The sequence below is a fragment of the Pseudomonas sp. MWU318 genome (assembly GCF_016756945.1).
Lineage (GTDB): Bacteria > Pseudomonadota > Gammaproteobacteria > Pseudomonadales > Pseudomonadaceae > Aquipseudomonas > Aquipseudomonas putida_A.
In genome coordinates this window covers 47,221-61,750 of sequence record NZ_JAESJL010000011.1, presented here as the reverse complement: position 1 = coordinate 61,750, position 14,530 = coordinate 47,221, and the positions used below count along the sequence as shown (strand labels likewise).

The following is a 14,530-nucleotide window of genomic DNA, read 5'->3' as shown; positions in this document are numbered from 1 at the left end:
ACTCGCTGCGATCGCCCGCTAGGCTGTTGGCATCACAGCGGTCAACGGAGTGACAGCGCATGCACAACACCCTGGAACAGGTTTTCGGTTATCCACAGTTTCGACCCGGGCAGGAAGCCGCGATCAGCGCGGTACTGGCCGGGCGCTCGGCGGCAGCGATTTTCCCCACCGGGTCTGGCAAGTCGCTGTGCTATCAAGTACCGGCACTGTTGCTGCCACACTTGACCCTGGTGGTCTCGCCACTGTTGGCGTTGATGCAGGATCAACTGGCATTCCTCAAGCGTCACGGCATCAGTGCCGGCAGCATCGATTCGGCACAAAGCCGCGATGACGCCAATGATGTGATGGCCCGCGCCCGTTCGGGTGAATTGAAGATCCTGATGATCTCGGTGGAGCGCCTGAAGAACGAGCGTTTTCGCAATTTTTTGCAGCAGGTGCCGATCTCGCTGCTGGTGATTGACGAGGCGCACTGCATCTCGGAGTGGGGCCACAACTTCCGCCCCGACTACCTGAAGCTGCCGGACTACCAGCGTCAGTTCAATATCCCGCAAACCCTGCTGCTGACGGCCACGGCGACGCCGAAAGTCATCGCCGACATGCAAGCCAAATTCGCCATCGCTGCCGAAGATGTTGTGACCACCGGTTTCTATCGCCCAAACCTCAATCTGCTGGTGGAACCGGTGCGTGGCCAGGACAAGCGCCAGCGGCTGGTGGAGTGGATGAGCGAGCGCGCGAGCCAGCCGAGCATCGTCTACGTCACGCTGCAGAAAACCGCCGAGCACATCGCCGAACATCTGGGGCGCAACGGCATACAGGCCGAGGCTTATCACGCCGGGTTGCCCAACGATCAGCGCGAGGCGATCCAGAAGCGCTTCATGGCCGGGCAGTCCAATTGCATAGTCGCAACCATTGCGTTCGGCATGGGCATCGACAAGAGCGATATCCGCAACGTGGTGCATTTCGACCTGCCGAAATCCATCGAGAACTACAGTCAGGAAATCGGTCGCGCCGGACGGGATGGACAGCCGTCGGATTGCCTGGTGCTGGCCAACCGCGACAGCCTCAACGTGCTGGAAAATTTCGTCTACGGCGATACCCCGGAGCGCGAGGGGATACGTTGTGTGCTGGAGGAAATGCAGGCTGCCGCAGCTGAAGGACAGTGGGAGTTTCTGCTCGGGCCGTTGGCGGATCAGAGCAACATTCGCACGCTGCCGCTGAAGACGTTGCTGGTGCAAATGGAGCTGCGCGGCCTGATTGCTCCGCGCTATGCCTATTACGCCGAGTACCGTTTCAAATACCTGCTGGAGCCGGAAGCGTTGCTTGAGCGTTTCGAGGGAGAGCGCAGGGAGTTTGTCGCGGCCATCATTCACACCTCCAGCCGCGCACGTACCTGGGCTACGGTGAATTTCGAGGCGATGTACACGCAGTATTCGGCTGAGCGCAATCGGGTGGTGACGGCGCTGGATTATTTTCAGGAGAAGGGCTGGGTCGAGCTTGAGAGCAAGCAGATGACCGAGGTCTACAACGTGCTGCACAGCGATTTCGACAGCGCTGTGCTGAGCGCCGAGTTGCACGAGTACTTCACCCGGCATGAACAGACTGAAGTCGCGCGGATTCACGCCATGCTCGAACTGTTCGCCACTGAGCGCTGCCTGGGTTATCGCCTGGCCGAATACTTCGGCGACCACAATGCGCCCGAGCGCTGCGGGCACTGTTCGGTGTGCCACGGTAATGTCGCGCAACTGCCGGGGCCTCCCGAGTTGCCAGCGCTTGTGGATAAGAACTTCGCGGCGTTGTGCGGTGATTTTATCCACAGGCACGAACAGCACACCGGCCATGTGCCGACGGCGGAGCGCCTGACGCGGTTTCTGTGCGGGATGAGTGTTCCGCTGTTCACCAGGTTAAAGGCACGGACTATTTCGGGGTTTGCGGCGCTGGAGGAGTATCCGTACGCCGAGGTTCGCAGTTGGACTCAAGAACACCTCTGATATGTCTGCAGGAGTTGCCTCAGGGCGATTGGGGTTTATCCATGCGCTGAATGTCGCTCATCACGGTAATAAACTTCAAAAACGCCCGGTGCCTGACTATGGTGAAGGCTGTCTTCGGATCGCCAACAAGAGAACAACATGAGCCAGACATCCTTCGATATTCAGCAAGCTGCCGTGATCGGCGCGGGCACCATGGGCCGCGGTATTGTCATGTGCCTGGCCAATGCCGGCATTGCCGTGCAGTGGGTCGATAACAATCCACAGATGCTCGAACAGGCGCTGGGCACGGTGGCCGACACTTATGCCCACAACGTGCGCCAGGGACGGATCGATCAGGCCGAGGCGGACGCGCGTGTCGCGCGGGTCAGCGTGGCGGCGGATTACGCAGCGATCCGCAATGTCGATCTGGTGATCGAAGCGGTGTACGAAAACCTTGAGCTCAAGCAGAAGATCTTTCGCGAGCTGGATGGCCTGCTCAAGCCTGAGGCGTTGTTGGCGAGTAACACCTCGGCGCTGGATATTGACGCGATTGCGGCTGCAACAAAACGTCCATCGCAAGTGCTCGGTCTGCATTTCTTCAGCCCGGCGCACATCATGAAGCTGCTGGAAATCGTCCGCGGGGCGCAGACGTCGCCAGCCGCACTGGAAGCGGCGCTGGCGCTGGGCAAGCGCATGGGCAAGGTCAGTGTGGTGTCGGGCAACTGCCACGGTTTTATCGGCAATCGCATGTTGCATCCGTATGTGCTGGAGGCGCGCAAGATGCTGCTCGAAGGCGCTTATCCACAGCAGGTCGATGCGGCATTGCAGGGCTTCGGTTTCGCCATGGGGCCGTTTCGCATGTACGACGTGGTCGGCATTGATCTGGAATGGCGTGCGCGCGAATTGGCCGGCAAGGGCCAGGATGCGCCGGAGGTACAGGTGGATAATCGCTTGTGCGAGATGGGCCGCTTCGGACAGAAGTCCGGCAACGGTTACTACCACTACGAGCCGGGCAGTCGTCAAGCCGAGCATGATCCCGAGGTCGATGCGCTGATATTGAGCGTCAGCGAAGGCCTGGGCTTTCAGCGCCGCGAGATTGGGTCCGAGGAAATCCTCGAACGCTGCCTTCTGGCGCTGGTCAACGAGGGCGCGAAAATTCTGCAGGAAGGCATTGCCGAATCGGCGCACGACATCGATCAGGTGTACCTCAATGGCTACGGCTTCCCGGCGGACAGAGGCGGCCCGATGGCCTGGGCGGACGATCAGGGGCTGGCGGACATTCACAAGCGCTTGCTGGCGCTGGAGACGCGACAGGGCGATCAATGGCGGCCGGCGCCACTGATTGGCGAGCTGGCGGCGCGAGGCAAAGGTTTTTACCTTTAGACTGGACAGATAACTCAAGGAGTCGATACCGATGTCCAGCACCATGGCGCAACGCGCCGATTACCCGCATTTCCAGCCGATCACCACCCGCTGGCACGACAACGATGCTTATGGCCACGTCAACAACGTCACCTACTACAGCTTTTTCGATACTGCCGTGAACACTTACCTGATTCAGGTCGGTGGCCTGGATATCCACGACGGCGAGGTGGTGGGTTTTGTCGTGAGTTCATCTTGCGATTATTTCGCCTCGATCGCGTTCCCGGACCTGATCGAGATCGGTCTGCGGGTCGGCAAGCTGGGTAACAGTTCGGTGCAATATGAACTGGCGGTGTTCAAGGTCGGTGAAAGCGAGGCGTGTGCGGCGGGGCGTTTTGTCCATGTATTCGTGGACCGGACGAGCAATCAGCCGGTGCCGATTCCAGGCAGATTGCGTGACGCGCTGGAGCGTCTAGTGGTTTGAACCAGAGCAAAAAAAATCGCAGCCCTTGGGCTGCGATTTTTGCTTTCGCGCTTAACGCAACGGATTAGTCGCGATAGTAGCGGTGATGCTTGCGGTGGCCATAAGCGTGGCCACGGCCAGGGTGACGGTCGCGATAGTAGCGACGGTCGTCACGGCCGCGATCGTAATGACGACCCTCGTCATTGCTCTGGTTACCCATGTAGTTGCCCAGCGCGCCACCGGCGCCGCCACCTGCTGCGGCGCCGATCAGGCTGCCGGTGGTGCCGCCCATGCTGCGGCCGACCACGTTACCGCCGGCTGCGCCCAACGCACCGCCAATGGCCGCTTCGCCACGGCTGTGTTTGTTGGCGCCGACCGCGCTACCACCCGCGCCGCCCAGGGCTGCGCCAATGGTTGAACCTGTGCTGCCGCCTAAAGACTGACCGACGACCGAGCCAAGAACCCCGCCCAATGCGCCGCCCACACCTGCTTCGGTGGTGCCTCCGGCAGAAGCGAAGCCACTGACCAGGCCAAGGGACAACAAGAGAATCGAGGAGAACTTCATAGAGGAGCCTCAAAGGGATGACGGCGCCGATCCTGAGGCTGTGTAACAGGGCTGACAATCGAAATCCGACGAATAACACGACTTGTATACAATTATGCAAGTTGCTGTTTTGTATGCGGAACTTAAGCGATTTTCGCCGGTCTTTAGCTACTTCGGACAGGCCGCTTTTGAGAAAAAGCGGCCTTTTTTGTGGGCGTATGAAAGCTTCAGGACAGAGATTCGACACAAATCTTGTGGCGAGGGAGCTTGCTCCCGCTGGGCCGCGAAGCGGCCCCAAAAAAATGCAAAACGGAGGGAGCCCTGCGGCCTCCAGCGGGAGCAAGCTCCCTCGCCACAGGGCAGCGTGTTCAAGCAGACTTGGCCATGATCAACCCAGTCTCGCTTGCTGCCTCCAGCCGGATCGCAATGAACTTCGACGTCGGCGTATGACTGCCATCCCCGGTGCTTTCCAGCGGCACCAGCGGATTCACTTCCGGGTAATAAGCCGCCGCTTGCCCCGCAGGAATATCAAACGCCAGCAAGGTAAAGCCCTTCACTCGACGCTCACGGCCATCGTCCCAGATCGACACGATGTCGGCCTTCTGCCCCGGGCGGAAGCCCAGACGAATGATGTCGGCCTCGTTGGCGAACAACACATCGCGCTGGCCCTTGACCCCACGGTAACGGTCGTCGAGGCCATAGATCGTGGTGTTGTACTGATCGTGGGAGCGCATCGATTGCAGGATCAGATCCGGCAGTTGCCCGGTGGCACGGGTACGTTCATGCACCAAGTCCTTGGGCAGCATGTTCGCGCGGAAATTGGCCCGGCCCGACGGGGTGTTCCACTTGCGTGCACCGGCACTGTTGCCGAGGTAGAAACCGCCCGGGTTCTTGACCTTCTCGTTGAAGTCCTTGAAGCCCGGAATGGTGTCGGCGATCAGGTCGCGGATGCGCCGGTAATCGGCCACCAGCCAGTTCCAGTCCACTGGTTTGCTGCCCAGCGTGGCGGCGGCGATGCCGGCGATGATCGCCGGTTCCGAGCGCATCTGGTTCGACAATGGCTGCAACTGGCCGTTGGACGCGTGAACCATGCTGAACGAGTCTTCCACGGTGACCGCTTGCGGGCCTTCGGCCTGGATATCGATGTCGGTACGGCCCAGACACGGCAGGATAAGTGCGTCCTTACCATGGGCCAGATGGCTGCGGTTGAGCTTGGTGCTGATCTGCACCGTGAGGTCGCAGTTGCTCAGCGCCGCGAAGGTGCGCGGGCTGTCCGGTGTGGCCTGGGCGAAGTTACCGCCCAGACCGATGAAGACCTTGGCGCGGCCCTCGGCCATGGCGTGGATCGCCTCGACCACGTTGTGCCCGTTGTCACGCGGTACCTTGAACTGGAAGCGCCGCTCGAGAGAATCGAGGAACGCCACCGGCGGACGCTCGTTGATGCCCATGGTGCGGTCGCCCTGCACGTTACTGTGACCGCGCACTGGACACAGGCCGGCGCCGGGTTTGCCGACGTTGCCGCGCAGCAGCATCAGGTTGGCGATTTCCTGGATGGTCGGCACCGAGTGGCGATGCTGGGTGATGCCCATTGCCCAGCACATGATCACGTTCTTGCCTTTGGCGTACATGCGCGCCGCTTGCTCGATCTCGACCAGGTTCAGGCCGGACTGCGCGACGATTTGCTCCCAAGGCGTGTCATCGACCACGCCGAGATACTCCAGCACGTTGGTGCTGTGGGCATTGAGGAAGTCGTGATCGAACACCGCAGGCTCACCGGCCTTCTGCGCATCGCGCTCCCACTGCAGGAGGAACTTGGCCATGCCGCGCAGCACCGCCATGTCGCCGCCCAGTGCCGGACGGAAGTACGCGGTGTTGGTCGGCTTGTCGCCGTTGGTGAGCATTTCGATCGGGTGCTGCGGGTGCTGGAAACGTTCCAGGCCACGTTCTTTCAGCGGGTTGATGCACACTACTTGCGCGCCGCGCTTCACCGCTTCACGCAGGGGTTCGAGCATCCGGGGATGGTTGGTGCCGGGGTTCTGGCCCCAGACGAAAATCGCGTCGGCGTGTTCGAAGTCGTCGAAAGTCACGGTGCCTTTGCCGACGCCAACGCTCTGCGCCAACGCCACACCGCTGGCCTCGTGGCACATGTTCGAGCAGTCCGGGAAGTTGTTGGTGCCGTAGGCGCGCACGAACAGCTGATAAAGGTACGCCGCTTCATTGCTGGCACGGCCCGAGGTGTAGAACTCGGCTTGATCCGGACTCGACAGCGCTTGCAGGTGTTTGCCGATCATTGCAAAGGCATCGTCCCAGGCGATGGGTTTGTAGCGGTCGGTCTCGGCGTCGTAGACCATCGGCTCGGTCAGGCGGCCCTGGTATTCAAGCCAGTAGTCGCTCTGCTCCAGCAACGAAGTGACGCTGTGTTTGGCGAAAAACTTGCCGTCCACCCGGCGTTTCGTCGCTTCCCAGTTCACCGCTTTGGCGCCGTTCTCGCAGAACTTGACCATGCCGCTCTCCGGCGAATCGCCCCAGGCGCAGCCCGGGCAGTCGAAGCCGCCGTTCTGGTTGGTCTTGAGCATCATGCGCAGGTTTTTCAACGCGTTGTCGCTGGTCAACCAGGCCTGGGCCACACTGATCAGGGCACCCCAGCCGCCGGCTGCACCTTTGTAAGGTTTATAGCGCGGGACAGGTTTCTGGTCGGCTTGATGATGTTGGCTCACGCTTGATTCTCCATCGCTGGGCTGTAGACCCGCGGCGCATTCTTCTGCGGCAGGTGGATGAGATTGAGGTTGTGGCGACGGGCCCATTGCACGGCAAGGCCCGTGGGCGCGGACAGGCTGACCAGAGTCTGGATGCCGGCGCGTAAAACTTTCTGGATCAATTCGAGACTGCAACGGCTGGTGACAATCGCCAGGCCCCCTTCGGTGGAAATCTTCTGGCGGATCAGCCCGCCAATCAGTTTGTCGAGGGCGTTGTGCCGGCCGATGTCTTCACGGCCCAGCAGCAATTCACCGCTGGCGTTCATGAACACCGCCGCGTGAACCGCGCCGCAGTGCTGACCAAGCGGCTGGAACGCGCCGATGCGCTGGCGCAGGCCGTCGAGCCATGCGGCAGGCGGTAACGGTGCACCGGGCAGGACGTTCAGATCGGGCAAGGCTTGCTCGACGGCTTCAACGCCGCACAGACCGCAACCGCTGGTGCCGGCCAGTTGTCGGCGCTGCTGCTTGAGGTTCCAGAACGCGCGGTTGGCGATAGTCACTTGCGCGTATTGCGCGGAGCCTGCGCCGGTCAGTTGCAGGTCATAAATGTCGCTGGCGTCTTCGATGATGCCGCTGCCGAGGCTGAAACCGACGATGAAATCTTCCAGATCCGTCGGCGTCACCAGCATCACCGCCTGACTGATACCGTTGTAGGCGATCGCCAACGCGACTTCCTCGGCGAGCGCGGTGCTGGCCGATTCCACAAGGGGCAGATCGCTGTAGCTGTAGGTCTGGCTGGCGGCGGGCGCGGGCGTTTCGAGTGCAGGCGCCGCGCAAGTTGGGCGCTTGGCGTTCATGGCATCACCGACGGATTGATCAACGCTAAGACTAGGCGCGGCAACTTGTCGCGTCTAATCGGTACTGTCGATCTATTGATAGATGGCGTCGATCAAGCGGCTGCCGGGTCATTGGTCGGCCCGGAACCGGGTTGGTCTGGTGTGGTCTAGGCTTTGACGTCTGGAATCCAAATCAAGGAGTGTGCGCTATGAGTCTGTTGAGCTTTGTGAAAGAAGCCGGTGAAAAGCTGATCGACCTGCTGACCCCGGGTAATGCCAATGCCAGCGAACAGTTGAAGGAACATATCAGCAAGGTCGGGTTGGGCAACCCGAATGTTCAGGCAACCGTGGACGGCGACAAGGTGACGGTCACCGGTGAAGTTGCAAGTCAGGAGGAGAAGGAAAAAATTCTGCTGGCGGTGGGTAACATCGAAGGCGTGGGCAGTGTTGATGATCAGATCACCGTGACCGGGCCGGTTGTGGCTGCCGCACGTTTTGTCGTGGTGAAAAAAGGCGACACCCTCAGTGCGATTTCCCTCGCGGTGTATGGCAACGCCAATCAGTACAACAAGATCTTTGAGGCCAACAAACCAATGCTCAAGGATGTAAACAAAATCTACCCGGGCCAGACCCTGCGTATCCCGGAGTAACACAACACCCTGTAGGAGCTGCCGAAGGCTGCGATCTTTTGATCGTGTTTTTTAAACAATCAAAGTCAAAAGATCGCAGCCTTCGGCAGCTCCTGCAGGAAATCAGAGGCCCCGAATCAAATCGCGGTAGTCTTCAACTGCCGCAAACTCAGCCGTGTCCTTCGGCCCTTTGCGGCTGTCCGGCTCTTTCACCGCCAACAAATGCGTCACACCAAATTCCCGCGCACTACGCAGAATCGGCAACGTATCGTCGATGAACAGACTGCGTGCCGGATCAAAATCGATATCCGCCTGCAAGGCATCCCAGAACTGCGGATTCTCTTTGGGGAAACCGTAATCGTGCGAGCTGATCAGCCGCTCGAAGTACGGCGCCAGTTCGATCCGTTCCAGTTTCAACGACAGTGAATCGCGGTGCGCGTTGGTGATCATGATCACCCGTTTGCCGGCATTTTTGATCGCCTGCAGAAAGGTGTCGGCATCCGGGCGCAGCGCGATCAGGTGCGCGGTTTCCAGTTTGAGTTCACGCACCGACAGTTTCAGCTCGGCACTCCAGAAATCCAGGCAGTACCATTGCAGCTGGCCGGCATGGCGCTCGAACAGCGGCTGCAATTCCATCTCGGCCATGGCCCGGCTCACCCCGTGCAGTTCGGCGTAGCGTTGCGGCAGGTGTTCCAGCCAGAAATGGTTGTCGAAGTGCAGATCCAGCAACGTACCGTCCATGTCCAGCAGGACGGTATCGATGTCAGACCACGGTAAAGAAGGCATGGCAACGTCTCGAGCGGTAGAAAGATATCCGACACAAACAATCGGGAAAGCCGCGTTATAGTAGCGCGTTCACGCCAAGGAGCTTTGCATGCGCCAGAAACCCACTGTACTCGCCCGCGAGATCGTCGCCACCAGTCGTCTGTTTTGCGTCGAAGAACTGAAGCTGCGTTTTTCCAATGGCGTGGAACGCACTTACGAGCGTCTGGTCGGCAAAGGCGCGGGTTATGGCGCGGTGATGATTGTGGCGATGCTCGACAGCGAGCACGCGGTGCTGGTCGAGGAATACTGCGGCGGCACCGACGAATACGAACTGTCCCTGCCCAAAGGCCTGATCGAGCCGGGTGAAGATGTGCTGGCAGCGGCCGAGCGCGAGCTCAAGGAAGAGGCCGGTTTCGGCGCGCGCCAGTTGGAACATCTGACCGAGTTGTCGCTGTCGCCCGGTTACATGAGCCAGAAGATCCAGGTGGTATTGGCCACCGACCTCTACGAGGAGCGTCTGGAGGGCGACGAGCCCGAGCCGATGCGGGTCGACAAGGTCAACCTGCGTGAACTGGCGGCGCTGGCGCAAAACCCGCAATTTACCGAAGGCCGTGCCCTGGCGGCGCTGTATCTGGCGCGTGATCTGCTGACACAGCGCGGGTTCTTTCAGTCATGAGTGAGATGTCGATGAAGTTTCCCCATCCGTTGATGGCGCCGGTGGTTGAGCTGGCATTGCAGGCTGGCGAGGCGATTCTGCCGTTCTGGCGGTCTGGCGTGGAGGTCACCGCCAAGTCCGATGATTCACCGGTGACCGCAGCGGACATGGCCGCGCACCACGTCATCGTCGCCGGGCTGACCGCGCTGGACTCCAGTATTCCGATTCTGTCCGAGGAAGACGCCAACATCCCGCAGAGCGTGCGCGCCGGGTGGCAGCGTTGGTGGCTGGTGGATCCGCTGGATGGCACCAAGGAGTTCATCAGCGGCAGTGAAGAGTTCACCGTCAACATCGCCCTGATCGAAAACGGTCGGGTGGTGTTTGGCGTGGTGACGATGCCGACCAATGGCCGCTTCTATGTCGGCGGTGCCGGTCTCGGCGCGTGGCGTGGGGACAAAGGTGGTTCGCCGGTGGCGATTCAGGTGCGTGACGTGCTCGCGCCCGGTGAAGCGTTCACCGTGGTGGCGAGCCGTCGGCACTCGAGTCCGGAGCAAGAGCGGCTGCTTGCCGGTCTGAGCGCCAGCCTGGGCGAGTTGCAACTGGCAAACATCGGCAGTTCGTTGAAGTTTTGTCTGTTGGCTGAAGGGGCGGCGGATTGTTATCCGCGATTGGCGCCAACTTCGCAGTGGGACACCGCGGCGGCGCAGGGCGTGCTCGAAGGTGCTGGCGGCGAAGTGTTGGATCTGCAGGGCGAAGCGTTCTGTTATCCGGCGCGGGAATCGCTGCTCAATGAGTTCTTTCTGGCGTTGCCGGCGAAGGCGGCGTGGCGTTCAAGACTGTTGGAGCTGGCTCGCTCATGAGATCAAAAGATCGCAGCCTGCGGCAGCTCCTACAGAGGATTTCGCATCCCCCTGTAGGAGCTGCCGAAGGCTGCGATCTTTTGCTTCAGCGGTGCAGAACGTACTGGCCGCTGAACGTCACTGCATTCTCATCACTCCCGGCGTTGACGATCCGCGTGTTGAGCGTCAATCGTGCCCGCCCATAACGCTGATACATCGCCAGAAACTTCTTCCAGACCGCCGCTTCCGGTGGCGGACAAATCGCTGTGGCATCACCGGTCACGGGCAGCGGATAGCTGATCTGGCCTTCCTGAATCACGATGTGCCCGTCGTCGATGCCTTCTTCCTTCAGGCGCAAATGCAGCCAGCCCCAGCCCGCCAGCACTGCGCCGCAGTAGAGACTGCCGCCGAACATGGTGCTCTTGTGATTGACGTTCGGCTCCAGCGGCAAGTGCAGGCTTAACTGCTGCTCGTGCCAGGCGAGGATCTTGAGGCCCATCTCGCGGGTCAGGGGAATGTCGTGATGCAGTACCGATTCCAGATAGTGACTGTCGCGGCTCATTCGGCTTCGTCTCCATGGGCGTTACTGTCGGCGAAATTCAAGCCGTGCTTGCGCAGTTTGTCGTGCAGGGTCTTGCGCGGAATCCCCAGGGCTTCGGCGAGGCTGCGCACCGAACTGTGCGAGCGCGCCAGCTCGGCGGCAATCAACGACTTCTCGAAGTTTTCCACTTGCTCGCTCAGGCCACCACTGATGACTTCCACGCTGGTGCCGCCGCCTTCGTTTCCACTGTTATCCAGCGCCAGTTCCAGACCGAGGGCGAAGCGCTCGGCAGCGTTCTGCAGTTCGCGCACATTGCCCGGCCAGGTGTGGCGCAACAGCAAGGCGCGTTGCGCCGGCTGCAGTTCATGCGGTGGCAAGCCATGTCGGGCGCTGGCTTCATCGGCGTAATGCTGGAACAGCACCAGCGCGTCCTCGCCGCGTTCGCGCAGTGGCGGAATGCGCAGCGGTGCGACGTTCAGGCGGTAATACAAGTCGGCGCGGAAGCGCCCTTGATCGGCGGCCTGACGCAGGTCTTCCTTGGTCGCGGCGATGACGCGGATGTCCAGCGGGATCAACTGATTGCCACCCAGGCGTTCGACCACGCGCTCTTGCAGCATGCGCAGCAGTTTCACCTGCACGTCCATGCTCATGCTTTCGATTTCATCGAGGAACAGCGTGCCGCCGTTGGCGAATTCGAACTTGCCGATCCGGCGTTTCTGCGCGCCGGTAAACGCGCCCGGCTCATGCCCGAACAGCTCACTTTCGACCACCGATTCGGCCAGCGCGCCGGCGTTGATCGCTACGAACGGGCCGTTGCGCCGGCTCGACAAATCGTGCAGCGCACGGGCCACGACCTCTTTGCCAGCGCCGGTTTCACCGAGGATCAACACATCCGCCTTGGTCGCCGCCAGCGCGCCGATCTGCTCGCGCAGGCGCAGCATCGGCGCCGAGTGGCCGACCAGGCGTGCGCTCAGTTCGTTGCGATCGCTCAGGGCCAGGCGCAGGCTGCGGTTGTCCAGCACCAGCCGGCGCAGAGCCAGGGCGCGGCGCACGCTGTCGAGCAGCGCGTCGCTGGCGAACGGTTTCTCCAGAAAGTCATAGGCGCCGGCACGCATCGCCTGCACCGCCAACGGCACGTCGCCGTGGCCGGTGATCAGCAGCACGGGCAGCTCCGGATCCTGAGCGTGCAATTCGCTTAATAGCTCCAGGCCGTCCATGCCCGGCATGCGGATGTCGCTGACCACCACGCCGGGCCAGTCACGCTCCAGTTGCCCGGCCAGACCTTTGGCTTCGGACAGCGGAAGGATTTTCAGCCCGGCCAGGTCCAGGGTCTGGCCGAGGGCCTGACGCAGGTGCGGATCGTCGTCGATCAACACCACCTGAATGCGATTGTCGATGGTCATGCACTTCGATCCTCGGACGGTTGCAGGCTGACCCCGGGCGCACCGGCGCGCAGCCGCAGGGTGATCAAGGCGCCACCTTGCTTGTGGTTGGCGAACGACAGTTCACCGCCGAAGGCGCGCATCAGGGTTTCACAGATGGCCAGCCCCAGGCCAAGGCCCTGAGTGCGGGTCTTGGTGGTGTAGAAGGGCTCGCTGGCGCGGCCGAGGGCTTCCATGCAGAAACCCGGACCGTTGTCGCGAATGTACAGATTGACGCCCTCGGCGGTGGATTCGGCACTCAGCCACAGTTTGCGCGGTGGGCCTTTTTCGGTCAGCGCATCGAGCGCGTTGGCCAGCAGATTGCCGAGCACCTGACGCAAACGGGTCTCCCCGGCCTCGACCCACAGCGTGGCGGCGGGCAGGTCGCGGATCAGCTCGACTTCCATGCTGCGGCGCCGTTTGGCCAGCAACGCCAGCGCATCGTCCAGCGCCGGTTGCAGGGCGACGCTTTCCGGGGCGTGGCGGTCGCGGCGGGCGAAGGCACGCAGGTGGGCGATGATCGAGGCCATGCGCCCGGTCAGTTCGCTGATCAGTTTGAGGTTGCCGCGAGCATCGTCGGTGCGTTGATGATCGAGCAGTACTTCGGCGTTTTCCGCGTAACTGCGAATCGCCGCCAGCGGCTGATTGAGTTCGTGGCTGATACTCGCCGACATCGTGCCCAGCGCCGAGAGTTTGCCGGCCTGGACCAGATCGTCCTGGGCGCGCACCAGTTCCTGCTGGGCCTGTTCGCGCTCCAGCACTTCCTGCTTGAGGCGGCGGTTGAGGCCTTCCAGATCGCTGGTCCGCTCGGCCACCCGACCTTCCAGTTCACGCCGGGCCTTGGCTTCAAAGGCGATGCGTTCCAGATAATGCCGACGGCGCTGCATCATCAGCCCGAGCAACAGCATCACCACCAACAGCGTGGCGCCGCCGATCGCGACCACGGTGCGCACCGGACGGTCGATCAGCGTGCGCGGAGCGAGGATACTGACGCTCCAGCCGGTTTCGGCGATATCGACAGTTTGGGTCAGCCAGGCGCTGTCGCTGAGGTTCAGTGGACGTGGCTCGCGGGTCGGATAGGGCAGGATGGCGGTGATCGCCGAGCGCTCGGTGTCGCTCAAAATGCGGGTTGAACGAAAGCGCCATTCCGGGCGCGAGGTGAGAATCACCACGCCGTTGTGGTCGGTCACCAGCAGTTGTTCCGGGGTTTTGCCCCACAGGCTTTCGGTGTGGTCGAGATCGACTTTGATCACCAGCACACCAATGATTTTTTCGCCGTTGCGCACTGCCGCGGCGAAGAAATAACCGCGTTTGGCCGAAGTGGTGCCGAGGCCGAAGAAACGCCCCAGACGTCCGGCCATGGCTTCGCTGAAATACGGACGGAAAGCGAAATTGCGCCCGACGAAGCTGTCATGTTTGTCCCAGTTCGACGCCGCCAGGGTCTGGCCGCTGGTGTCCATCAGGTACATGACTTCGGCGCCAGTCTGTGCGGCAATGTTTTTCAGCAGGCGATTGGCATTGCCCTGGGTGACGCCGTCGTCCGGCGCCCCGAGCACGGCGCGCAGGGCCGGCAGGTCGCCGAGAATCTGCGGCAACACTTCATAACGGTGCAGGGTGCCCAGCAGGTTGGCGACGTAGAGGTCGAGGGTCTGGCGGTTTTGCCCGGCCAGTTCGCTGCGGTAATAACGTTCGGCCAGATGCTCCAGCGGCCACAGCAGCGGTGCCAGACACAGGGCCAGCAGGGCGAGGCTGCGCCAGCGGGGTCTGCGGGGAAGGGTAGGTTTCATGAGCCGGATGCGCCTGAGTGAACAG

13 protein-coding genes are annotated in these 14,530 nt (G+C 61.5%); 6 read left to right on the top strand and 7 right to left on the bottom strand.

Going from position 1 to position 14,530, the window contains the following annotated elements:
• Positions 1-59: 59 nt before the first annotated feature.
• The 3 genes from JN524_RS23225 (at position 60) to JN524_RS23215 (ending at position 3,813) form a co-directional block, all read left to right on the top strand.
• Positions 60-1,988, top strand: a complete 1,929-nt coding sequence (locus JN524_RS23225; RefSeq protein WP_202370846.1) for a RecQ family ATP-dependent DNA helicase — start codon at positions 60-62, stop codon at positions 1,986-1,988.
• A 138-nt stretch (positions 1,989-2,126) separates the two neighbouring features.
• A complete protein-coding gene (locus JN524_RS23220; protein ID WP_202370845.1) occupies positions 2,127-3,350 on the top strand; it encodes a 3-hydroxyacyl-CoA dehydrogenase in 1,224 nt (407 codons plus the stop codon).
• A gap of 31 nt (positions 3,351-3,381) precedes the next feature.
• Positions 3,382-3,813: an acyl-CoA thioesterase gene (locus JN524_RS23215; protein WP_202370844.1), complete on the top strand. Its 432-nt coding sequence runs from the start codon at positions 3,382-3,384 to the stop codon at positions 3,811-3,813.
• 64 nt (positions 3,814-3,877) lie between these two features.
• Here JN524_RS23215 and JN524_RS23210 read toward each other — a convergent pair whose 3' ends face one another.
• From JN524_RS23210 to fdhD, 3 genes are all read right to left on the bottom strand, one after another.
• The gene (locus tag JN524_RS23210; protein WP_027611218.1) at positions 3,878-4,357 is read right to left on the bottom strand and encodes a glycine zipper domain-containing protein; all 480 of its coding nucleotides are present in this window, start codon (positions 4,355-4,357) and stop codon (positions 3,878-3,880) included.
• 347 nt (positions 4,358-4,704) lie between these two features.
• Entirely contained in the window at positions 4,705-7,053 is a 2,349-nt protein-coding gene (locus tag JN524_RS23205; protein WP_202370843.1) for an FdhF/YdeP family oxidoreductase, read from the bottom strand.
• Positions 7,050-7,889 (bottom strand): formate dehydrogenase accessory sulfurtransferase FdhD, encoded by an 840-nt coding sequence (gene fdhD, locus JN524_RS23200; protein WP_027611220.1) that lies wholly within the window; start codon positions 7,887-7,889, stop codon positions 7,050-7,052. Before fdhD ends, JN524_RS23205 begins: the two co-directional genes overlap by 4 nt.
• A 188-nt stretch (positions 7,890-8,077) precedes the next feature.
• Here fdhD and lysM point away from each other — a divergent pair, with 188 nt between their 5' ends.
• Positions 8,078-8,518, top strand: coding sequence for a peptidoglycan-binding protein LysM (gene lysM, locus JN524_RS23195; RefSeq protein WP_027611221.1), 441 nt, complete (start codon positions 8,078-8,080; stop codon positions 8,516-8,518).
• A 102-nt stretch (positions 8,519-8,620) separates the two neighbouring features.
• On the opposite strand, the gene yrfG is transcribed toward lysM, so the two are convergent.
• Positions 8,621-9,283, bottom strand: a complete 663-nt coding sequence (yrfG, locus tag JN524_RS23190; RefSeq protein WP_202370842.1) for a GMP/IMP nucleotidase — start codon at positions 9,281-9,283, stop codon at positions 8,621-8,623.
• An 88-nt stretch (positions 9,284-9,371) separates the two neighbouring features.
• On the opposite strand from yrfG, the gene nudE reads away from it, so the two are divergent.
• Both nudE and cysQ read left to right on the top strand, forming a co-directional pair.
• Complete coding sequence (gene nudE, locus JN524_RS23185; protein ID WP_047600934.1) at positions 9,372-9,938, top strand: ADP compounds hydrolase NudE; 567 nt, start codon at positions 9,372-9,374, stop codon at positions 9,936-9,938.
• A gap of 5 nt (positions 9,939-9,943) precedes the next feature.
• Positions 9,944-10,777, top strand: coding sequence for a 3'(2'),5'-bisphosphate nucleotidase CysQ (gene cysQ / locus JN524_RS23180; protein ID WP_202370928.1), 834 nt, complete (start codon positions 9,944-9,946; stop codon positions 10,775-10,777).
• 85 nt (positions 10,778-10,862) lie between these two features.
• On the opposite strand, the gene JN524_RS23175 is transcribed toward cysQ, so the two are convergent.
• The 3 genes from JN524_RS23175 to JN524_RS23165 are packed head-to-tail and all read right to left on the bottom strand — an operon-like array spanning position 10,863 to position 14,505.
• Positions 10,863-11,318: a YiiD C-terminal domain-containing protein gene (locus JN524_RS23175; protein WP_202370841.1), complete on the bottom strand. Its 456-nt coding sequence runs from the start codon at positions 11,316-11,318 to the stop codon at positions 10,863-10,865.
• Positions 11,315-12,700: a sigma-54-dependent transcriptional regulator gene (locus JN524_RS23170; protein WP_097086920.1), complete on the bottom strand. Its 1,386-nt coding sequence runs from the start codon at positions 12,698-12,700 to the stop codon at positions 11,315-11,317. The genes JN524_RS23175 and JN524_RS23170 overlap by 4 nt, the downstream gene beginning before the upstream one ends.
• The gene (locus JN524_RS23165) at positions 12,697-14,505 is read right to left on the bottom strand and encodes a sensor histidine kinase (RefSeq protein ID WP_027611227.1); all 1,809 of its coding nucleotides are present in this window, start codon (positions 14,503-14,505) and stop codon (positions 12,697-12,699) included. The genes JN524_RS23170 and JN524_RS23165 overlap by 4 nt, the downstream gene beginning before the upstream one ends.
• Positions 14,506-14,530 lie beyond the last annotated feature (25 nt).

Bases quoted from the DNA above. Each gene is read 5' to 3' on its own strand.
- JN524_RS23170 (WP_097086920.1), bottom strand. From the start codon at position 12,700: ATGACCATCGACAATCGCATTCAGGTGGTGTTGATCGACGACGATCCG.
- yrfG (WP_202370842.1), bottom strand. From the start codon at position 9,283: ATGCCTTCTTTACCGTGGTCTGACATCGATACCGTCCTGCTGGACATG.
- nudE (WP_047600934.1), top strand. From the start codon at position 9,372: ATGCGCCAGAAACCCACTGTACTCGCCCGCGAGATCGTCGCCACCAGT.
- JN524_RS23215 (WP_202370844.1), top strand. From the start codon at position 3,382: ATGTCCAGCACCATGGCGCAACGCGCCGATTACCCGCATTTCCAGCCG.
- JN524_RS23225 (WP_202370846.1), top strand. From the start codon at position 60: ATGCACAACACCCTGGAACAGGTTTTCGGTTATCCACAGTTTCGACCC.
- cysQ (WP_202370928.1), top strand. From the start codon at position 9,944: ATGTCGATGAAGTTTCCCCATCCGTTGATGGCGCCGGTGGTTGAGCTG.
- JN524_RS23220 (WP_202370845.1), top strand. From the start codon at position 2,127: ATGAGCCAGACATCCTTCGATATTCAGCAAGCTGCCGTGATCGGCGCG.
- JN524_RS23165 (WP_027611227.1), bottom strand. From the start codon at position 14,505: ATGAAACCTACCCTTCCCCGCAGACCCCGCTGGCGCAGCCTCGCCCTG.
- fdhD (WP_027611220.1), bottom strand. From the start codon at position 7,889: ATGAACGCCAAGCGCCCAACTTGCGCGGCGCCTGCACTCGAAACGCCC.
- JN524_RS23175 (WP_202370841.1), bottom strand. From the start codon at position 11,318: ATGAGCCGCGACAGTCACTATCTGGAATCGGTACTGCATCACGACATT.
- lysM (WP_027611221.1), top strand. From the start codon at position 8,078: ATGAGTCTGTTGAGCTTTGTGAAAGAAGCCGGTGAAAAGCTGATCGAC.
- JN524_RS23210 (WP_027611218.1), bottom strand. From the start codon at position 4,357: ATGAAGTTCTCCTCGATTCTCTTGTTGTCCCTTGGCCTGGTCAGTGGC.